General features: G+C 32.7%; 21 protein-coding genes. 6 read left to right on the top strand and 15 right to left on the bottom strand.

Translation table 11 applies throughout. The features are described from left to right. Positions 1-2: 2 nt before the first annotated feature. From U9R23_06870 to U9R23_06885, 4 genes are all read left to right on the top strand, one after another. Positions 3-1,268 (top strand): nodulation protein NfeD, encoded by a 1,266-nt coding sequence (locus tag U9R23_06870; GenBank protein ID MEA3476142.1) that lies wholly within the window; start codon positions 3-5, stop codon positions 1,266-1,268. Positions 1,269-1,355: 87 nt separating this feature from the next. Continuing rightward, the gene (locus tag U9R23_06875; protein MEA3476143.1) at positions 1,356-2,372 is read left to right on the top strand and encodes a tetratricopeptide repeat protein; all 1,017 of its coding nucleotides are present in this window, start codon (positions 1,356-1,358) and stop codon (positions 2,370-2,372) included. Between the two features lie 61 nt (positions 2,373-2,433). Then, positions 2,434-2,619, top strand: a complete 186-nt coding sequence (locus U9R23_06880; GenBank protein ID MEA3476144.1) for a hypothetical protein — start codon at positions 2,434-2,436, stop codon at positions 2,617-2,619. A gap of 14 nt (positions 2,620-2,633) precedes the next feature. Further along, positions 2,634-3,269 carry an HAD family phosphatase gene (locus tag U9R23_06885; protein MEA3476145.1) on the top strand — a complete coding sequence of 212 codons (636 nt, stop codon included), beginning with the start codon at positions 2,634-2,636 and terminating at the stop codon, positions 3,267-3,269. 259 nt (positions 3,270-3,528) lie between these two features. Here U9R23_06885 and U9R23_06890 read toward each other — a convergent pair whose 3' ends face one another. From U9R23_06890 to U9R23_06945, 12 genes are all read right to left on the bottom strand, one after another. After that, entirely contained in the window at positions 3,529-5,646 is a 2,118-nt protein-coding gene (locus U9R23_06890) for an adenylate/guanylate cyclase domain-containing protein (GenBank protein MEA3476146.1), read from the bottom strand. Between the two features lie 118 nt (positions 5,647-5,764). Next, positions 5,765-5,929, bottom strand: coding sequence for a hypothetical protein (locus U9R23_06895; GenBank protein MEA3476147.1), 165 nt, complete (start codon positions 5,927-5,929; stop codon positions 5,765-5,767). Further along, positions 5,920-6,072, bottom strand: coding sequence for a hypothetical protein (locus U9R23_06900; protein MEA3476148.1), 153 nt, complete (start codon positions 6,070-6,072; stop codon positions 5,920-5,922). Before U9R23_06900 ends, U9R23_06895 begins: the two co-directional genes overlap by 10 nt. Further along, positions 6,063-6,998: a D-alanine--D-alanine ligase gene (locus U9R23_06905; protein MEA3476149.1), complete on the bottom strand. Its 936-nt coding sequence runs from the start codon at positions 6,996-6,998 to the stop codon at positions 6,063-6,065. Before U9R23_06905 ends, U9R23_06900 begins: the two co-directional genes overlap by 10 nt. A gap of 124 nt (positions 6,999-7,122) precedes the next feature. Further along, positions 7,123-8,346 (bottom strand): acetate kinase, encoded by a 1,224-nt coding sequence (locus tag U9R23_06910; protein ID MEA3476150.1) that lies wholly within the window; start codon positions 8,344-8,346, stop codon positions 7,123-7,125. A 1-nt stretch (position 8,347) separates the two neighbouring features. Further along, positions 8,348-8,791 carry a nucleoside-diphosphate kinase gene (ndk, locus tag U9R23_06915; protein ID MEA3476151.1) on the bottom strand — a complete coding sequence of 148 codons (444 nt, stop codon included), beginning with the start codon at positions 8,789-8,791 and terminating at the stop codon, positions 8,348-8,350. Between the two features lie 16 nt (positions 8,792-8,807). Next, positions 8,808-9,008, bottom strand: a complete 201-nt coding sequence (locus tag U9R23_06920; protein ID MEA3476152.1) for a hypothetical protein — start codon at positions 9,006-9,008, stop codon at positions 8,808-8,810. A gap of 5 nt (positions 9,009-9,013) precedes the next feature. Continuing rightward, positions 9,014-9,334: a thioredoxin gene (trxA, locus tag U9R23_06925; GenBank protein ID MEA3476153.1), complete on the bottom strand. Its 321-nt coding sequence runs from the start codon at positions 9,332-9,334 to the stop codon at positions 9,014-9,016. A gap of 38 nt (positions 9,335-9,372) precedes the next feature. Further along, positions 9,373-10,329, bottom strand: coding sequence for an FAD-dependent oxidoreductase (locus U9R23_06930; GenBank protein MEA3476154.1), 957 nt, complete (start codon positions 10,327-10,329; stop codon positions 9,373-9,375). A 35-nt stretch (positions 10,330-10,364) separates the two neighbouring features. Next, entirely contained in the window at positions 10,365-10,616 is a 252-nt protein-coding gene (locus tag U9R23_06935) for a glutaredoxin domain-containing protein (GenBank protein MEA3476155.1), read from the bottom strand. Positions 10,617-10,851: 235 nt separating this feature from the next. Beyond that, positions 10,852-11,265, bottom strand: coding sequence for an Hsp20/alpha crystallin family protein (locus tag U9R23_06940; GenBank protein MEA3476156.1), 414 nt, complete (start codon positions 11,263-11,265; stop codon positions 10,852-10,854). A 319-nt stretch (positions 11,266-11,584) separates the two neighbouring features. Next, a complete protein-coding gene (locus U9R23_06945) occupies positions 11,585-12,022 on the bottom strand; it encodes a GtrA family protein (GenBank protein ID MEA3476157.1) in 438 nt (145 codons plus the stop codon). Positions 12,023-12,247: 225 nt separating this feature from the next. On the opposite strand from U9R23_06945, the gene U9R23_06950 reads away from it, so the two are divergent. Beyond that, positions 12,248-14,035 (top strand): agmatine deiminase family protein, encoded by a 1,788-nt coding sequence (locus tag U9R23_06950; protein MEA3476158.1) that lies wholly within the window; start codon positions 12,248-12,250, stop codon positions 14,033-14,035. Positions 14,036-14,231: 196 nt separating this feature from the next. On the opposite strand, the gene mltG is transcribed toward U9R23_06950, so the two are convergent. From mltG to U9R23_06965, 3 genes are all read right to left on the bottom strand, one after another. Further along, entirely contained in the window at positions 14,232-15,203 is a 972-nt protein-coding gene (gene mltG, locus U9R23_06955; GenBank protein MEA3476159.1) for an endolytic transglycosylase MltG, read from the bottom strand. A 1-nt stretch (position 15,204) separates the two neighbouring features. Continuing rightward, entirely contained in the window at positions 15,205-15,618 is a 414-nt protein-coding gene (ruvX, locus tag U9R23_06960) for a Holliday junction resolvase RuvX (protein MEA3476160.1), read from the bottom strand. Between the two features lie 319 nt (positions 15,619-15,937). Then, positions 15,938-16,255 (bottom strand): hypothetical protein, encoded by a 318-nt coding sequence (locus U9R23_06965; GenBank protein MEA3476161.1) that lies wholly within the window; start codon positions 16,253-16,255, stop codon positions 15,938-15,940. A 172-nt stretch (positions 16,256-16,427) separates the two neighbouring features. Here U9R23_06965 and U9R23_06970 point away from each other — a divergent pair, with 172 nt between their 5' ends. Continuing rightward, positions 16,428-20,471, top strand: coding sequence for a C25 family cysteine peptidase (locus U9R23_06970; protein MEA3476162.1), 4,044 nt, complete (start codon positions 16,428-16,430; stop codon positions 20,469-20,471). Positions 20,472-20,483: the final 12 nt, after the last annotated feature.

Genomic DNA, 20,483 nt, shown 5'->3' on the forward strand with positions numbered 1-20,483 from the left:
TAATTCTTTTATTTTCTGTCCTATTTTTTACAGTTTTGGAAGCTTATAATTCCAATAAAATTTACTTAATACAGATAGATGGAATAATTGGACCACCTATAGCAGATTATGTAGTCAAAAATATTGAAAAGGCAGAAGAGGATAATGTTCATGCAGTTTTATTGGAAATTGATACACCCGGAGGACTTTCCACATCTATGCGGAAAATCATAACAAAAATTATAAACTCTCCTATCCTGGTAATTGGTTATGTTACACCAGAGGGAGCTCGTGCTGCTTCTGCAGGTGCTTTTGTTATGATGGCTTGCGACATTAGTGCGATGACTCCTACATCCAACATCGGTGCAGCTCATCCTGTAACTATGGGAGCGAAGATAGATTCTACAATGGAACGAAAAGTTATGAATGATATGCTTGCTCATATGACTTCGCTTGCTGAAAAAAGGAATAGAAATGTAGAAGTTGCAAAAAAGATGATAACAGAAAGCATTTCTTTGACTGCAAAAGAGGCTTTTGAACAAAATATAATTGATTTTATTGCTAAATCAAGAGCTGAACTTCTTGAGAAAATTGATAATCTTGAAATTGAAAAAAATGGTAAAAAAATTGTCTTACAAACAGAAAACATAGAAATGGTCACTCTTAAAATGAATTTTATTGAACGATTTTTTTATCATATTTCTAACCCCAATATTGCTTATATTCTTTTGATGCTTGGTATTTATGGAATTCTTGCCGAATTTTCATCACCGGGTATTGGGTTTGCAGGTGTTTTTGGAACAATATCTTTATTATTAGCTTTCTTTGCACTTTCAAGTCTTCCTGTAAACCTTGTAGGTATTTTGCTGATTGCTGTTGGGGTAATACTATTACTGTTAGAGATAAAAGTCCAGTCTTCAGGAATATTAGGCATAGGAGGAGTTGTGAGTATTATATTAGGCTCATTAATGTTAATTCAGACAAGTGCACCATTTCTCAAAATATCCGTCTCATTAATAATTGGTGTGGGGGTGTTTACAATTTTATTCTTTCTGTTACTTATCACGCTTGTATTCAAAGTTCATCACAAAAAAGTTACAACTGGTAGAAAAGGACTGATTGGCGAGAAAGGATATGCTAAAACATCATTAAAACCAGAAGGCACTGTGTTTGTTCGTGGTGAACTCTGGCACGCTGAATCAATTGATGGAAATATCAAAAAGGATGCGAAAATTGAAGTTTCAAAAATTGAAAATCTCAAGCTTTTTGTGAAGAAAATAAAAGGCTAAAATACGAAAATTCTAAATAAATTTAGTAATAACCTTGACGAATACAAAATCTGCTAAATAATAAAGTAAAAATTTCGGAGGAGTGAAATGAAAAGAAAGATATTATTAATAATACTGCTACTTTCTTTAATAGTGTTATTAGCTTGCCAAAGTAAGTATATGACAACAGCAAAGCTTGCAATACGAGATGAAAATGACCCTGATAAGGCAATTGAAAATCTTCAGAAAGAGATTAATAAAAACCCGACAAATGTTGAAGCATATCTTTTCTTGTCGAAAATTTATGGGCAATTTAAAAAGGATTATATCAAATCCTATAATTATGCACAAAAAGCATTGGAATTAGACCCTCAACAACAAGAGGTGATAAACAAAATTAACCTTACTTGTTGGGCTGAATTATACAATCAAGGACTTAAATATTACAATTCAGAAGATTTTAAAAATTCCCTTGAATCATTCAAAAATGCTGTAAAAATTTGCCCGGATAGTCTTAGATCTAAAACAATGCTGGCAGGCGTATATGCAAAGGTTGATTCGTCTAAAAAGGCTATTAAAATTTTTACTGAAATCGCAGAAAAATTACCAAATGATGTTGCTTCCAGAAAAACTTTAGCTAATATGTACTTTTCCAAGAAAGAATATGAAAATGCTATTAAATATTTTGAAGAACTATCGGAAATTGAGCCCCAAAATGTAGATTGGCCTTACAATATTGCTGTATGCTACTCCAACCTTAATAATCCTGAAAAAGTACTTAAGTATTACAAAAAAGCTGCTGAAATCAAACCCGATGATATAGAATTACTTTATAAAATAGCTGATGATTACTTTAATAACCAAAATTATGAAGAAGCTTCTAATTATTATATAAGAATTATTGAAATAAATGATAAAGAATTAGATGCCATTAAATATATCTGTTATTCATTTAGTAACAGTAAAGATTATGAAAACTTAGTTAAATATGCAAAAAAGTGGGTTGAACTTGAACCTGAAAATAAAAATTCCTACCGTTTTATTGTATTAGGACTTCAGCAAACCGGGCAAGATAAGGAATCACAAAAATATATTAAAAAATTAGAAGAACTGAAAAATAAGTAAAGAAGAAATTTTCCGTAATTACGGAAAAAATAATCCTCGCGGACGCGGGGAAGGAGGAAGGATGAAAACACTGGCATGGATTTTCGGAATAATTGCTGCACTTTTAGTGCTTGCAGGTTGCATCAATTATCTGGCACCAAACTGGCTTTTTCATGTAGCGAATACAGTTTCTTATTTCCATGTAGCAAATGCCTTCTTACTATTCACTATTGCTTTCTTAGTGTATCCGAAGATAGAGAAGAAATAGATATTTGTTTTTATATGCCGATAAAAGGAATTCTATTTGACCTGGATGGTGTAATTGTAGATACGCTCCATTATCACTTTTTAGCCTGGCAGGAAATGTTTCACAGAAAGGGCGGTGAGGTTAAAGAACTCACCGTCCTTCTTCATGAAGGGAGAAGTTCAAAAGAAATTCTCCCTATTCTTATAAAAGAAAGTGGAATACAAATTCCAAAAGAAAATTGGCATGATTTTATTGAACAGAAACGCAAATACTATCGTTCAATAGTTAAAATTAAGTTTTATCCTGACGCACTTGATACAGTAAGAAAATTGCGTAAGTTAGGAAGTAAATGTGCCTTGGTTACTGCTTGTGCCAAAAAAAATATGGAAAAAGCATTAACACCTGAACAGCAATCTTTATTTAATGTAATTATTACTGGTAATGATATTCCAAGAGCCAAGCCGCATCCAGACCCATACGAGATTGCTCGTAAGAGTTTGGGATTAAGGAAAGAAGAATGTCTTGTTATTGAAAATGCTCCCCTCGGAATACAATCTGCAAAAGCTGCTGGGATTCGCTGTGCTACAATTGCTACTACTCTTCCAGAGAAATATCTAAAAGGTGCAGATTTTTATTTAAAAAAATTATCAGATATTTTTAAATATATATGAGTCTGCTCTAAAAACCATTAAAATGGTTGAAGTGCATTATTTTCCTTAAACCCACAACTGAAGTTGTGGGCTACCTAACCCACTAACTATAGGCGAATTAGTGTCATAGAAGCCCACAGTTTTAACTGTGGGAAAGGGGGAATAAAAACTGATTTTTAACCCCTTCAGGGGTTTTTATAGTGAACTCATATAACTCATATATAAATTATGGAGTCGACAAGTCCATTTTCGGTTACTCAACAGAGTTGAGCACTCCGTATTATTTTGAAGTTAATGTAAATACACCATCCCAATCTTTTGAAGGAAGGCGTAGTTTATACTGCTTGCATCTTTCAATATACTTCTTACAAGGTTCATCTTCTTGAATTTTTAAAGCTTGCTCAAATTTTTTAATTGCGTCATCCCACAATCTTTTTCTATATAAAACTAATCCATCGGCAAATAAATTGTAAAGAACTCTTTCTTTTTCGGGCAATTCACCTTTTTTGCATAATAATTCATAAACTCTAACCGGTTTACTCCTACCAACAACACGAATCATATCTAATTCCCTGACTTCAATGAAACTCTTAGCAGCTTCGTAAGTAAATTCACTAATCATAGAATATGTTCCATACTGCTTATTAGCCCCTTCCAAACGAGCAGCTAAATTGACTGAATCTCCCATCATCGTATAATCCATCCTCGTGCGTGAGCCCATATTACCTACTACCATTGGGCCAGTATTAAGTCCGATTCTCACTTTCATATTATGAACAAGTTTAGGCCAATGCTTCTCATGCGACCATTTTTCTCTTAACTCTGCAAGCCGTTGTTGCATCTCAATACTTACCAAACAAGCCCTTTTTGCGTGGTTTTCAAAAGGAACAGGTGCACCAAAAAAGGCAATGATTGCATCACCTTCAAATTTGTCTACAGTCCCTTTATATTTAAGTATAATGTCTGTCATATCAGTTAAATATTCATTTAACAAATTAACCAGTTCTTCGGGAGTTAACTTCTCAGAAATAGTTGAAAACTTGGCTATATCAGAAAAGAAAGCGGTTAGAACCTTTTCTTCTCCTCCCAGTTTGAGCATACCTGGATTTTCAGTAAGCTGTTTTATAATACTGGCAGAAAGGTAATGCTGAAAGGCATTTTTTATAAAACGCTTCTCTTTTCTTCCAAGGTAATATTGATAGACCAGATTACCCAAAAAAGAAATCAAAATACCAGTTGGCAATTCTGTTGCATTTATCAAAATGTTTTTTCCAGTAAAAAGATAGGACACAGAATAAAGATAAGCAATTATCAAAACAACAGATAATATTATATTAACAATCGGCTTTCTAACTAATTGAAAAATAAAATTAATAATAAGTATTAAAATCAATAAACCAATCAAGAAATATAGAAAACTAAATGAAGTAATACAATCATTATGCAGCACCATTTCCAAGAAATTTGCATGAATTTCTACACCTGGCATAAGCTTTCTTTCATCTCCATAACTATAAAATGGTGTAGCAAAAAGGTCGTGTAATTCCTCTGCAGTAGCACCTACAAAAACAATCTTATCTTGAAAGGTTTTCTTGCTTAAATACTCGTCAAAAGTGTTAAATTCAATACCGAACTCTTCCTCCTTAAATGTTGTAAATTTTTCATCATCCAATACTGTATCCATAGAATATACGGGAAAAGTATATGCCTGACCATAATAATTAATAAATGCTGTATTAGATGAATATTTTGGAAAAATGTAGTGACCTACTTGAAATTTGTTTGTTGAATTTACAATCTCAGGCTCACTTTTTATTTTATCTCTTATTAAAACTTGTAATGCTTTAATTCCAAGCGAATAATATTTCGCATCCTGAAAAGTTGCAAAAAGGCTATATTGCCTTACAAAACCATCAGGGTCTAAGGAAATTCCAACTAATCCCCAATCAATATTTCGCTTGGTGATATCTGATATGGGTTTTAGAATACTTTTTTGGACAGAACTACCAATTTTCTGTTTTATTAATTTTCCTGCAAAGATAACATTGCCATATTTGGCCGCAGACTCTGCAAGCAATTCATCTTCTTCTGGTAAAGATGGCTCAGTGAATTCAATATCAAATATGATAAGTTTCGCACCAGCTTCGTTCAAATTCTCAATGAGCTTTGCATAATAACTTCGCGGAAAAGGATATCTGCCAAGTTCCTTGAATGATTGGTCAGAAATTTCAACTATTACAATATCATTGGATGGTTTTTTCTTTCCTCTTAATGAAAAATTTATATCTATCCATTTTATTTCTAAATTTTTGTAGATTGGAGTAAGAGAAAGTATAATTGCTATAAAAAACACAGATATAGAAAAAAACAAAATAAATTTAAATTTAATTTTTTTCATCGGAAAATATACCACATATTACACACCCCGTCTCCCGATAAATCGGGATCCACCCCTCTCAAGAGGGGATTTATTTGATTCCCCTCTAATAAGAGGGGAAAAATTCTCCAGAGGAGAATTAGGGGTGTGTTATTTTCATCATCCTTTGCGTTCCAATTATATCGGGACATGTGTGTTTCATCACAAAATGAACAAAAGGCATGAAGACATTTTTTGTTTTTTCTCTTTTTTCAGAGAAACTGCCAACTGCTACTGCTACTGCCACTGCTACTGTTAATTCCAATTTCTTTCAATAATTCGGTTAATTAGTTCATCAAAGCTGATACCAACAGCTTTTGCTGCCATTGGAACAAGTTTTGTTTTTTCTCTTTTTTCAGAGAAACTGCCAACTGCTACTGCTACTGCCACTGCTACTGTTAATTCCAATTTCTTTCAATAATTCGGTTAATTAGTTCATCAAAGCTGATACCAACAGCTTTTGCTGCCATTGGAACAAGGCTTAATGCTGTCATTCCGGGTAAGGTATTAACTTCTAGGAAATAAAATTTTTCCCCATCATACCGAAAATCTATTCTTGCATAATCTCTGCATTGGAATTCGTTATAAATCTTGAGTGCATAATTGCTAACATTGTCAGATTCTTCTTTTGAAAGTTTTGCTGGAACCTCATAAATACTTTCTCCTTTTGTGTATTTATGCTGATAATCATACCAGCCCTTTTTCGGTTTGATTTCCACAACTGGAAGCGGTTTATTCCCAAGCATAGCTACAGTTATTTCCCTTCCCTTTATATATTCCTCAATTAAAATTTCGTCATCATGCTGAAACGCAATATTAAGTGATTCTCGTAGTTGGCCTACTTTCTCAACAATAGTAATCCCAACTGATGAGCCCGAGGAATTTGGTTTAACTACAAAAGGTAAAGAAAATTTTTCCAAAATACCTTCAATAGATATACTTTCGTTTTTATAAAAAGAAATAAATTTAGGAACAGTGAGTTGCAAATTCTGAACTAAAAGTTTGCTTATTTTTTTATTCATAGAAACAAAACTTCCGAAAGATTTTGACCCGGTAAAATTAATATTATGGATTTCAAAAAGTCTTTGTATAGTGCCATTCTCACCATCTCCACCATGTAAACCATTAAAAACGATATCGCATTTGATGGTCAATATCTCTTTCAACATACTGGAATAGCTCATTTTACCATTATGAAGAAAGTCTTGAGGGTCAATAATACGAACAATTTTTTTGAGATTTATTAATGCTTGTTTTATTGCATTACTGGTTTCTAATGAAACCTCTCTTTCATTAGATATGCCACCTTGTAGGAGAACTATTCTCTTGTTCACAATTATTGTAATATAATCCTTCTTTACCTAAGTTGAAAAGATAAAAAGATTAGACTAAAATTATTTCCGAAAATTCTTAGTTGTGTTTTTTTTGTAATTTTGAACATTTAAGTTTTGAAATTGTTTAGGATTTAGGGTTTAGGATTTCGGATTTTTTTAATATTGCTTCTGTCTCCATCGCAATCATAAGTTCTTCATTGGTTGGTATCTTAAGTAATTTTACTTTTGAATCCTCACCTGAAAAGTCTAAAATTCCATCTTTGGTGATTCTGTTCTTTTTTCTATCAATAATAATACCCAAAGAGTTCAGATTTGTGCAAACCATTTCACGAAGTATAGGCATATTCTCGCCGATTCCACCAGTAAAGACAATTATATCAACCCCATTCATAACAGTAAAATAAGCACCGATATATTTTTTTAATCTATATACATAGATTTCCAGGGCATCAGATGCTTTTTGATTTTTCTTTTCAATCTCTTCTTCAATAACCCTCATATCGTTGCTTATCTCTGAAAGTCCAAGCATTCCACTTTTTTTATTCAAAATATCATTTACTTCCTGACGGTTCATACCAAGGGTTTCAATCATATAAAGTGGGATAGCGGGGTCAAGGTCACCGCAGCGAGTTCCCATTACCAGTCCTTCTAAAGGTGTAAATCCCATTGATGTGTCAACAGATTTTCCTTTGTCTATTGCTGTGATTGATGCACCATTCCCAAGATGGCAGGTAATAGTCCTGAGCTCGTCCAAACTTTTCCCAACATATCTTGCTGCTTCTTTGGCTACATAATAATGTGAGGTGCCATGAAAACCATATCTTCTAATCTTATGTTTAGTATAGTATTCAAGAGGGAGTGCATAGAGAAATGCCTTTTTAGGCATAGTTTGATGAAATGCCGTATCAAAAACTCCACACTGCGGAATATCAGGAAATATTTTCTGACTGGCTTCAACTCCTTTGATATTGTGAGGATTATGTAATGGAGCTAATTTAATACATTCTTTCATTGTATCCAGCACTTTTTCATTAATTTTTACTGAGCCGGAGAACTCCTCCCCACCATGCACCAGTCTATGACCAATAGCATCAATATCATCCTTGTCTTGAATAACTCCATACTTGGAATCCATCAAATTATCCGAAATTAGCTTAATGCCTTGTGTATGATTTTCAACAGAGATTTTTATATTTTGCTTTTTTACCTTTTCAGATTTAAAAGTAAAAAATGAAATTTCCTCCCCAATCCTTTCAACAATTCCTTTAGCCAGAAGCTCTTGCATATCTGAATTAATGAGCTGAAATTTTATAGATGAACTCCCACAATTTAGAACCAGGATATTCATTTTAGACTTCTCCTTTCTTTTTGTGTCTGAAAATTACATCTATCTCATATACAGCACTTTCAATACTATCAGATGCATGGATAGCATTTCGTTGTATATCAGTACCATATCTATTTCTTATTGTTCCTTTGTCAGCAATTTTTGAATCAGTATCTCCTGCTAATCTTCTTAATCTATTAATTGCATCTTCTCTTTCAAGAACCATTGTAATAATTGGACCGCTCGTCATAAACTCAATTAATTCATCGTAAAAATGTTTATTTTTGTGGATGTAATAAAACCTCTGAGCAATATTTCGATTCATCTGGAGCATTTTCATTTTTAAAATATTGAAATTATTGTTTTCTAATATTGTAAGTATTTCTCCGATTTTTCCGGAAGAAACCGCATCAGGTTTTATAAGGCAGAGTGTTCTCTCTATATCCAAATTATTTTGGGGAGTCATATAAACCTATAGGGCCTCATTTTTCTTTATTACTCTCTTGTGTTTTCTTATCAATTGAAGATTCTTCCTTTTTTTTCTCAATTTTCTTTGCTTTGAACTGTCCGCAATTCTGTGATTTTGAAACAATCATTCCAAACCACTTTGATGAAAAATTTTCACAATGTTGACTTTTCCAGTAAATGCAGTTTTCACATGCTATCTTTATCTGGTCTGACATAAATTCTATGAAATATATTGGTCTATTTTTTCTTTAATGTTCCTTTTAGGAACCACGCCAATCATCTGGTCCATTGCTTTTCCATCTTTGAATATAAGTAATGTAGGGATGCTCATAATGCTAAACCTTTGTGCTATTTTTGGTTCTGCCTGCACATCACATTCTGCTATTACTACTTTTCCATCATCTACCTCATTTGCCAGTTCATCAATAACAGGGTTCATCATTTTGCAAGGCATACACCACTCAGCCCAAAAATCTACTAATATTACTTTACCTGAGTTAACAACTTCATCAAAGTTTTTTTGATTCAATTTTATTGCCATATATACTCCTATACTATTTTCTTATTTCAATATCAGAATTAAAATTTCATATTTTCAATATAGTGACCGGCATTAATAGCTGCTCTTGCTCCTGAGCCAACTGCAGTAGTAATCTGCTTGACAGTATCAATTGTTGCATCGCCAGCTGCAAAAACGCCATGAATATTAGCATATTGATTTTGGTCAACGATAATATAACCGCTTTTATCTCTTTTAACAAATCCTTCTAAGAATTCTGTATTGGGTTTTAAGCCAACATAGATAAAAACACCGGAGACTTTAATTTCCTTTATCTCATTAGTTTCGTTATCTTTTATTTTTATATGTGTTACTGATTTGCCATTACCTTCTATGCTTAATAATGAACTGTTTAAATTAAAATTTATATTATCATATTTTTCTATTTTATCAAGTAAGACCTTTTCAGCAGTAGGCTTGGGAAGAAATTCAACAAACTCAATTTGTTTAACAAATCTTAAAAGAAATAGTCCTTCTTGAATACCAGAATTTCCACAACCAATTACAGCAATCTTTTTATCTTTATAGAAGAAACCATCACAAGTAGCACAATAAGAAACACCATGACCCTTATATTCTTTCTCTCCAGGAATATTCAACAACTTAGGCTCTGTGCCAACTGCTATAATTATCGCTTTAGCTTTAATCTGTCCAGAGTTTGTATAGATTATTTTATATTTATTGTATTGGGAAGAAATGTCTTCTTCTATTTTAACTACTCTATCGGTAATAATTTCTACACCATATATTTTTGCTTGGTTCACCATATTTTCAGCTAATTCCATTCCTGAAATACCATCAGGAAAACCAGGATAATTTTCTATCAAATCAGTAGAAGTTGCTTCTCCTCCAACTATCCCATTTTCCATAATGCATGTTTTGAATCCTGCACGACTTGAGTAAATACCTGCAGTAAGTCCGGCAGGACCTCCTCCAATGATGATTAGGTCATACGGTTCGTGTTTTCGTTCATTCATCATTCAAAATTCCTTGTTCAATATTCATAATTCTTTCAGACCTTTATTCCCAATAATTTATCTAACTTAGCTCTATCAAATCCAATTACAGGTCTATTATTTACAAGAGTTACAGGAATACCTTGTTGACCAGTTCTTCTAACAATATCTCTTGCGGCAGATGAATTTTTAGTAACATCAACTTCTGTAAATCTAATTCTATTCTGATGAAGATAGCTTTTTACTTTTTTACACCAAGAACAATATGGTGATGTAAATACAATTACTTTAGGAGGTTGATTAGACATTTTAAAATCCTTTTAATTCATTAAATTGAGCATCACAGAAATTAGAAAAATGATTAACACTCTGATAAAAGCAATAATTTCTTGCTCAATTTATTAGCTCCAGAATTTCTTAAAAGAATTTATATATGTCAACATTTATAAAATTGAGTGTCAAATAAAACAAAAAGCCCATTCACAATAAATCGAATAGGCTTTTCATTCCAAAGGCAGATCCTTCGGATTATTTTATCAGGATTTATTTGATTTCAATCTTCTTTTTGGCTTCAATCTCTCTTGTTTTGGGGAATGTTATCTTTAAGATTCCTTTCTCAAAGCTGGCAGTGATATCTTTTTCTTTAATATCTTTTGGAATGGTAAATGAACGAGAAAACTCGCCGTAAGACCTTTCTCTGCGATAATAATTTTCTTCATCAATAGTCTTATCCTTTTCAAGCATACCGCTAACTATTAGAGTATCTCGGTCCAGTTCAACTGAAATATCTTTTTTAGATAATCCGGGGAGTTCAAAATCCATATGAATCTCTCCTCCCTTTTCATAAACATCCACAGGAATTCTGCATTCCCCACGGTCAAGGAAATGCGGCATAAAATCCTGCTCAAAGAATCTGTTAACCAGACTCTTAAATGGTCTATATCTTATAATATCCATATTTACCTCCAAATAAATTATTTATTAGACTGCCTATTTTGTCAGTCTAAATATAATATAATTGTAAAAAATAGAATGTCAAGAAAAAATTAGCACTCTTATTTTAAGAGTGCTAAAATATTTTCTAAAATCAATAATTTTTTATTAATTTAATTGCATAGGAATTTCCTTTTGGATGATACACATTGAGAAACAGGATGAACCTGTTTCTACCCGCCCGGGTAGATTTGGGTTTATCCCAAATCATAACTTGATTGTTTATATATGAAATTTTTTCAAAAATTTTAGTGTATATATAGTGTATATATCTAAATATTTATTAGCCAATATCTTCTTTTGCGGTTTCAATCATTACTTTTTCTTCTTTAAATATTAATTTCTCACTCATAAAAAAATTAACGGTCCCTGAGAATAATAACGCAATCAAATTACATACAACCACATCAAAATGAAAAATCCTTTCTATGGTAATAAGCAATGCCATTTTAACTCCAAAAGAAATCAATGTGGCTATATTATAAGCCGGAATACGACCAAGAAAATCTTTTTTATTATGATGAACACGATGATTCCATATCCAAAAATAGCAGATTACATAAGCAACCAGTATACCAGCCTCAAAAGAAATTGATGGACCTAAAATATAGGTTGTAAAATAAGAATGGAAAAAAAATCTGGTTAAAATAAATAGAACAACTGTATCTACAGTTGCTCCCGCTATCCCCCTTAATGTAAATTTCAGAAATCTCTTAAACATATAAGTCTTTCCTATACCTCACCAAAGCTATATTGGAATGGCAATTATCTTTCTATGAATTCCAAGTAAGCAATCTCCATATTTCCTTAAATAAATTTTAAACAAAAAATAAAATACAAGAAAAAAATGTTCAAGTTTTTTCTTATTTTTATGTGAGTATTGACAAAAAATTTTACTTCTTATATTTACAACTAAAATTAGAATCTATTGTCTTGGAGATCAATTATGAAAAAAATATTATCGGTTTTTATATTAATATTAATATCAACTTCTTCATCAAATGCATTTGAACATAAAAACACAAAGCCAAAAATCTTAAGTCTCAAAGAAGAAGAATGGTTTAAAGAAAATCCGGAAAGTTTACCTCATTGGATGACTGAAGAAGAGAAGCAAAGAATTGATGAAATTGGTAAAGATTTTATGCCAACAGACCCTCCTTCTTCACCAATAAGACAACCAGCAGAATTTGAGCCAATGGAAGGAGTTTTGATTAGATATCCTTTTGGAATTTTTACATCCATTATTGCTGAGATGGCTGAAGATGTTATCGTTTACTGTGTGGTTACTTCATCTCAACAATCAAGTGCTTATACTGTTATGTCAAATGCTGGCGTTAATATGGATAATGTTCAATTTATTAATTGTCAAACAGATTCGTACTGGATACGAGATTATGGTCCCTGGTTTATCTTCAATGGTGAAAATGAATCCGGGATTGTAGATTTTATCTATAATAGACCTCGCCCTTATGATAACGCGGTGCCAGGACATGTAGGCAGTTATTTAGGAATTAATGTATACAATATGAATCTTGTCCATACAGGTGGGAATTATATGACTGATGGACAGGGTATTGCAATTTCAACTGACCTTGTATGGCAAGAAAATCCGAGTATGACTCATGTAGAAATTGACTCAATTATGAATGAATATCTTGGAATTAATACTTATCATGTAGTGCCAGACCCAAACAATACATATATAAACCATATTGACTGTTGGGCAAAGTATTTAGCCCCTGATGAAATTATGATTAGAGAGGTGCCACAAAGCCATCCACAATATGATGAGATTGAATCTGCTGTTGATTATTTTGAAAGTCAGCTAAGCTGTTATGGAACACCTTATAATATCGTAAGAGTCTATACACCAAGTAATCAGCCTTATACAAACTCACTTATTTTGAACAATAAGGTATTTGTGCCTATAACAGGAAGTTCATGGGATGATGAGGCAATTGCTTCATATCAAACAGCTATGCCAGGATATGAAGTATTGGGCTTTACAGGTAATTGGGTTTCCACTGATGCCCTTCATTGTAGAACTATGGGGGTTACTGATAGAGGAATGTTATACATTAAGCACACACCTATTGAAGATACAGTTTACACAGTAAATGACTATTTTGTACAAGCCAACATAATTCCTTATAGTGGTGAGTCAGTGACTGAAGATTCTACTCTTGTTTATTGGAAGACTTCAGATGAGGATGAATTTAATGCTATTCAGATGGACCATGCTGGCAATCGCTACTTTGCATTTATCCCATCTCAACCTGACGGAACAACTATACAGTATTATATCCATTCTGCTGACAGTTCTGGTAGAAGTGAAAATCATCCTTACATCGGTGCTCCAGATGCTCATTCATTTTATGTGCAAAGTGGTGTTAGCACAGATACGCAAATTGCTACCTTGAAAAATGTAATACTTTATCAAAATTATCCAAATCCCTTCAGTAATTTCACCACAATTTCATTTAATTTAGCCACCTGCCTTCGTCAAACTACGGCAAGACAGGCAAAATCACACAAAAAAGCACAAATAAAAATTTATAATGTAAAAGGACAGCTAGTAAAACAATTAAAAATTAAAAATTTAAAATTGAAAATTAATGAGATTGTCTGGGATGGAAAAGATGAAAGCGGAAAGCAACTTCCTAACGGAATATATTTCTGTAGATTATCTTCTGGAGATAAATCAGCAGTTAAGAAGATGATACTTCTAAGATAGTATAAATATTTTGCAGAAATAAATTCATGGGTAGGATTTAAAAATCAAATCTACCCATTTTTTTATAGTTTTCTCAAGTTTCACATTAGATATTTGTAATTTGATATTTGTAATTTGTTATCTAAAGTTTCAAAGAGATGAAAATTTCATAATAAACTTTTTATAATATCTCCTACGAAATTTAATTATGGAAAATTTATATTCTATTCAACTTTTTTAGATGTTCTCTATAAGTTGTAGAAAAGATATGCCTTGAGTTTTTGCCAGCGAAAAAGAACAAGTAATCGGTTTTTGCTGGATTTAATGCAGCAGTAATTGATTCTAAGCCGGGATTGCAGATTGGAGTTGGAGGCAAACCAATGTGTTTATAGGTATTATAAACAGAATTAATTTTTAAATCCTCATAATAAATTTTCCTTCGTGATTTTCCCAATAATTCCAATGCATAAGCAACTGTTGGGTCTGCTTGTAGAAGCATTCTATTTGCAAGTCTATTTTCATATACACCTGCAATTATAGCTCTTTCATCATCACAAATTGCTTCTTTCTCAATAATTGAAGCTAATATCAAAGTGGAATATAAAGAATCAAAAGGAATTTTTTCAGGATGAATATTATTAAACTGAAGAAAAAAATTATCAACCATCATTTTTATGATATATCCTTCATCTGCAAAATATGGGATGTAATATGTATCTGGAAAAAGAAATCCCTCAAGACTTTCTACTTTAATATTCAAAGGAGAGATAAATGTTGTGTCATTGGTTAATTTAACAAATTTTGAATAATCTGCTAAGTTGTTTCGTGCAAGTAGATACGCAATTTTACGAACTGTAAATCCTTCTGGAATCGTAATCTGATTTTTAACTATCTCAGCATTAGAAAGAACTCTTATAACACCAATCAAAGAATATTTTCCTGAAAAATTGAACTTTCCGTAATGTAATTTTTGCTCTCGGTTTAATAACTTCACAAGAGTAACAAACATTGAAGCAGAATGAATTATTCCTTCTTCTTCTAAGCGAGAACCTATCTTAGCAATTGAAATCCCTTTTTTTATATTAATCGTTTTATTTGGAATTATTTGAGGTTTAAATACACCAATAAAAAAAGAAACCGAAAAACCAACTATTATTAGAATAAGAATAAAAAACAAGAACTTTCTCATATTATTTTCTATTTGCTAAATAATCTTTTAATATTAAAGAAGCTGCAATCATATCCAGCCTGAACTTATTCTTTTTCAAAGATTTTTTTTTTAGATGTAGAACTTTGATTGCTTCTTGTGTAGTGCAAGATTCGTCAGAAAATATAATAGGTAAATCAATATATTGTTTTAATTCTTTTGCGAAATTTCTAATCTGTATTGATTTTTTTGTTTCAACATTTTCAGTATTTAGAGGAATTCCAAGAATGACTTTCTCTATATCCTGTTTATTTACAATCTCAGCAATTTTTGAAAAAAATAAAGGGGTCTTTTTTGTATCAATTGTTAAATATGGAAATGCGATAAGCTGAGCTGGGTCAGACAGAGCTATACCTATATGGCGTTCGCCATAGTCAATTGCTAATAACCTTTTCAAAACAAGTTACATCCCTTTCAGTCATTGCTACTTAAGTCTTACTGTCTGGACTTACCTTGAAACGAAGTTTAAGGTGAGAACAGACAAATTTTCTTTATCATCTTCGCAGTTCTCGGCTCAAACTTACTCCGTTCTCTTCGAGCCAAGTCCTGCTGTCTGGACTTATCCCGCAACGAAGTGCGGGATGAGAACAGACAAAATACACATTTCGCAATCCTAAACTTATGTGTCAGAAAAAAAGGAAATTCCTGTGCAATTAAATTATTTATCCCTTTTAGTGGGACTTTTCTTCTTCCTTAGACTGTGTAATTTCCTCTTTTTATTCTTCCTTTTTGGGTTTTTGTTTTGCAGATAATTTAAGTTCTTCTATGGTCTTTTTAGCCATTTCATTCTTTTTATTAATGTCCTCTATCTCTTTAAAAATATCTGCAAGGAATGAATCTTTTGAAAATTCATCTTTCTTAGAAAAGATGTATTCTCCGATTTCCTGGTAGCAGGAATTAATTGCTGATTTTCTAGTTGCTATTTCAAGTTTCAATTTTGAAATATTCGCAACATGCTCAGCTTTCCCAGCCACTTTAGAAAGGACACTACTAACTTCACCTTTCACCTTATCAAACATTTGCTTTGTTTCCATTATTACCTCCAACCAAAAAATAAATAACAACCCTGATATGTCAATTAATTTAGTACACTTTACATCAAAAAAAATTTTCAAAAATATTTCTCTTGACAAATAAAATCTTAAGCAAATTTTTTAATCAAATTTTTTTGAATAAAAATAAATTAAATAAAAAATGGAGGAAACAATGCAAAAATCAACATTTAAAAATTGGTCTATACTGTTATTGTTGTTCTTTTCAACAATTTCTTTTCTGTTTGCTAAAGAATTGAATATTAATCTTATTAACGATGAAAACAGAATCACAGTAACTGAAAACACCTATGAAAAGTTGAGTATATCTTACTGTTTCTCACAAATCAAAAGCTTTGAAGTTCAAACTAAAAAAGGTGTGTTTAATGAAATTATTATTCCCAATACCTATTATATTGGTGAAATTGGCACACCAAAACTTCCTGCTTCAAAAAAACTTATTGAAATACCTTTTGGTGCAGAGGTATCTGTAAATGTAAAAAGTTATACAATAACTGAATACAAACTAAGTGATTATGGTATTACAAATCCAATAATACCTGTTCAACCTTCTTTGCCCAAAAATATTGACCCAACCACTGTTGAGTTTGAATACAACGAAGATTCATATAATCAAGATGCTTTTACTGAGCATGAATTAGCAACCGTTGAAATTTTGGGTGTGCTGCGTGGTGTTCGTCTTGCTCGTATTGATGTCTGCCCTGTTCGTTACAATCCAGTTACCGGAGTAATTCAGGTTTATAACGATATTGAAGTTGATGTAAATCTTACAGATAGTGACAGAGGGTTAACTGAATATATCAAAGCATCTACCTACTCACCTTATTTTGAATCAGTTTACGAAAGAATAATTAATTATAGACAACACGGATATCCTGCTCATCCTGATTTAACAACATATCCTGTAAAATATTTAATTGTATCTGACAGAATGTTTGAAACACAATTACAACCCTTTATTGAATGGAAAACACAAAAAGGTTTTACTGTTATTGTTGCATATACTGATACACTTGGTTCTTCAGCTGCTAATATTCAAACTTGGATTCATGCACAATATAATGCTGGGACACCAACAGACCCAGCACCAAGCTTTGTCCTGCTTGTAGGAGATACAGGTCAAATTCCAGCTTCAGCAACAGGCTCTGCAACCTATAAAGTAACTGATTTATATTATTGTAGTGTTGATGGCGATTATTTCCCGGAAATGTATTATGGAAGGTTTTCTGCTACAAATACCACACAAGCACAAACTCAGGTAAATCGGACACTTTATTATGAGAAATATGAATTTGCCGACCCATCATATTTAGATGATGTAACATTAATTGCAGGGGCAGATGGTTACTGGAATCCTGCTGTAGGTCAGCCAACAATAATTTATGGAACTAACAATTATTTCAATGCAGCGTATGGATTTGATGAAGTGCATGCGTATCTTACAAGTTATGCAGGATGCTATGCTACTATTGACGATGGAATTTGTATGATAAATTATACTGCTCACGGTGGTCAAACATCCTGGGGTAATCCTAATATGAACCAAACAATGGTAAATAATTTAACAAATGTAGGTAAGTATCCACTTGCAATTGGAAATTGTTGTCTTGCATGTGATTTTGGCTATTCAGAATGTTTTGGTGAAACATGGGCTAGAGCCACTCACAACACAACTGGCGAACCTACTGGTTCAATCGGTTATATTGGTTCTGCACCCTCTTCATACTGGTTTGAGGATTTTTATTGGGCTGTAGGTGCATTCCCAATTGAAGGGAATAATAATGGCTATGTTCCTCCTTATGATTCAACTTCATGGGGAGCTTATGATGCTCCATTTGTTACAGATTATGTGACACAAGATGCTTTAATCTTTGTTGGTAACCTTGCTGTTACTGAAGCTCATACTCAAGGCTATCCTACTCATGTTAGTGCGGGTCCAATCTACTACTGGCAAGCATACAATTTGCTTGGTGACCCATCCGTTGTAGTATATATGACTCAAGGTGAAGTTAATGATGTAAGTTTCGCTGGTTTATTGCCAATCGGTTCAACAAGCTTTACAGTTGAGGCAGAACCGGGTTCTTATGTTGGAATTTCAATGAATGGGGTTTTACATGGTGCTGCTTTAGTTGATGAATCCGGTAGTGTTGATGTCCCAATTATACCGTTCACTACAGCTGGAACAGCAGATATTGTGGTAACTAAACCTCAATATCAACCAGTTATGGAAACTGTTGTAGTTGCAACACCAGCAGTGGTTATAATTGACCCAACCTCCATTCCAATAGATACTCTAACCGATGTAACAATCTCTGTTTATGAAGAAGATGGCACTACACCTATTCCAGATGTCAATATTGAAATTTCAGGGTTAGGAGCATTTGGCACTTTAGAAGGTATTACTGATACAAGTGGTATTTGCGTTCTAAATTTTGGTGGCCATTATGGCGGAACACAGGTACTCAATTTAAGAGGATGGCGAGAAGGTGATGGTTACAACCTATTTGAAGAATCTATGGAAGTAACAGGAGGTTTAGACCTTACTAATCCAGACATCTGGATTACAACAACATTCGGGCTATCTGATACCTTTGGACTGAATATGCCTGGAACAGCTCATTTTACACAAGATGAAACTGATTGCGATTATACTATCTATGTTGTTGATGCAGATACATTTATTACAGAAACCATAAATGATTCAATAACTTATACACCTGCAACTCTTACAGATATTTATGGATATATAACTAAAACTGATTATAATGTTTATTCCGAACTCTTTACTACAATAGAAGTGTATGGCACAGTCTCAGGTATAGTAACAGAGAGTGAGAATGGAGACCCTGTTTCTAATATTGAGGTTAAATTCTATGAACAAGGTGCTGACCCAACAACTGATGACCCATTATTCACTGATATAACTAATGTTAATGGATTCTATGAAATTACCGAGGACCAACCTGTTGATTATTATGATATCTATATTAATGAATGGGGATTCAATCCTTATGAAGAGTTAAACTACTTCCTTGGTTATGGCACTAATTCTCATGATATTGTTATTGACCCTGTTGAAACTGCTGTAGTTCACGGAAGAATTTATGATGAAAACGGAGCTGTTAGCAATACTACCATAACCTATTACCGCTCTGATAATGGTGAACCATATGATACTGTATATGTGTCAATGTCAGGAAGATACAGCACATGCTTGCCTTATTTCACTTATGATGTTTATGTAAGTGCTCCTGAACATGTTCCTTTTAGAGGTTCCATTACTATTGATAGTGATCTTACTGTTGATTATAGCTTAGGTTTAGCAGCTTTATTCAGTGACTTTGAAGATAATGATGGAGACTTTTCTCCCACTCCCTCAACTGATGCATGGGAATGGGGTGAACCCACTGCAGGAAATATTAATGCTTATTCAGGTATAAATGTATGGGCTACTAATCTTGATGGGTATTATGTAGATAATGTAGACTGGTATCTTAACTCCCCAGAATTTACTGTGCCTGATAGTGGTATATTAAATTTCTATCATTATCATAACTTTGAAGGTAGTAAAGGTGAAAAGACTCTCTATGATGGAGGAAATGTAAAAATCTCAACTAATGGTGGGACCTCATTTAATCTTATTACTCCAGTAGGTGGTTATGATGGAACTATATCTGGTTTTAATCCAGACGAACCTGGATTTGGTGGCACAATTGATGAATGGGAGTTAGTTGAGTTTGACCTTAGTAGTTATGAAAACGATGATGTAATCTTAAGATGGCATTTTGCCTCTGATGGCTCTGTTAATAACTATTATGGCTGGTATATTGATGATGTGCTTGTTGGTGACCCTAATAGTAGCGAACAAATAATAAATCATGTTTCTGTTAATAGTCCTCCAATAACATATAAACTTGAATTATACCAAAACTATCCTAATCCTGTTAATCCCGATATAGTCGGGACTAATATCTCTTTCTCATTGCCCAAAAACACGAAGGAAGCAGAAATAAGGATCTATAATATAAAAGGTCAGCTTGTAAAGAATTTCGAACTCCGAACTCTGAACTCTGAACTTAATAATGTTATCTGGAATGGAACAGATGATTCAGGAAAACATGTTGCTAATGGTATCTACTTCTATAAACTTTCAATTGATAAAAAAAATATTATTAAAAAAATGATCATATTAAGATAAACAAAAAAATAT

This window comes from Candidatus Cloacimonadota bacterium (assembly GCA_034722995.1).
Taxonomy (GTDB): Bacteria; Cloacimonadota; Cloacimonadia; order JGIOTU-2; family JGIOTU-2; genus JAGMCF01.

Excerpts from the sequence above, each read along its gene's own strand:
- U9R23_06930 (MEA3476154.1), bottom strand. The coding sequence starts at position 10,329 with ATGAATGAACGAAAACACGAACCGTATGACCTAATCATCATTGGAGGA.
- U9R23_06920 (MEA3476152.1), bottom strand. The coding sequence starts at position 9,008 with ATGTCAGACCAGATAAAGATAGCATGTGAAAACTGCATTTACTGGAAA.
- U9R23_06970 (MEA3476162.1), top strand. The coding sequence starts at position 16,428 with ATGCAAAAATCAACATTTAAAAATTGGTCTATACTGTTATTGTTGTTC.
- mltG (MEA3476159.1), bottom strand. The coding sequence starts at position 15,203 with ATGAGAAAGTTCTTGTTTTTTATTCTTATTCTAATAATAGTTGGTTTT.
- U9R23_06940 (MEA3476156.1), bottom strand. The coding sequence starts at position 11,265 with ATGGATATTATAAGATATAGACCATTTAAGAGTCTGGTTAACAGATTC.
- U9R23_06950 (MEA3476158.1), top strand. The coding sequence starts at position 12,248 with ATGAAAAAAATATTATCGGTTTTTATATTAATATTAATATCAACTTCT.
- U9R23_06875 (MEA3476143.1), top strand. The coding sequence starts at position 1,356 with ATGAAAAGAAAGATATTATTAATAATACTGCTACTTTCTTTAATAGTG.
- U9R23_06880 (MEA3476144.1), top strand. The coding sequence starts at position 2,434 with ATGAAAACACTGGCATGGATTTTCGGAATAATTGCTGCACTTTTAGTG.
- U9R23_06910 (MEA3476150.1), bottom strand. The coding sequence starts at position 8,346 with ATGAATATCCTGGTTCTAAATTGTGGGAGTTCATCTATAAAATTTCAG.
- U9R23_06935 (MEA3476155.1), bottom strand. The coding sequence starts at position 10,616 with ATGTCTAATCAACCTCCTAAAGTAATTGTATTTACATCACCATATTGT.
- U9R23_06885 (MEA3476145.1), top strand. The coding sequence starts at position 2,634 with ATGCCGATAAAAGGAATTCTATTTGACCTGGATGGTGTAATTGTAGAT.
- ndk (MEA3476151.1), bottom strand. The coding sequence starts at position 8,791 with ATGACTCCCCAAAATAATTTGGATATAGAGAGAACACTCTGCCTTATA.
- U9R23_06890 (MEA3476146.1), bottom strand. The coding sequence starts at position 5,646 with ATGAAAAAAATTAAATTTAAATTTATTTTGTTTTTTTCTATATCTGTG.
- trxA (MEA3476153.1), bottom strand. The coding sequence starts at position 9,334 with ATGGCAATAAAATTGAATCAAAAAAACTTTGATGAAGTTGTTAACTCA.
- U9R23_06965 (MEA3476161.1), bottom strand. The coding sequence starts at position 16,255 with ATGGAAACAAAGCAAATGTTTGATAAGGTGAAAGGTGAAGTTAGTAGT.
- U9R23_06945 (MEA3476157.1), bottom strand. The coding sequence starts at position 12,022 with ATGTTTAAGAGATTTCTGAAATTTACATTAAGGGGGATAGCGGGAGCA.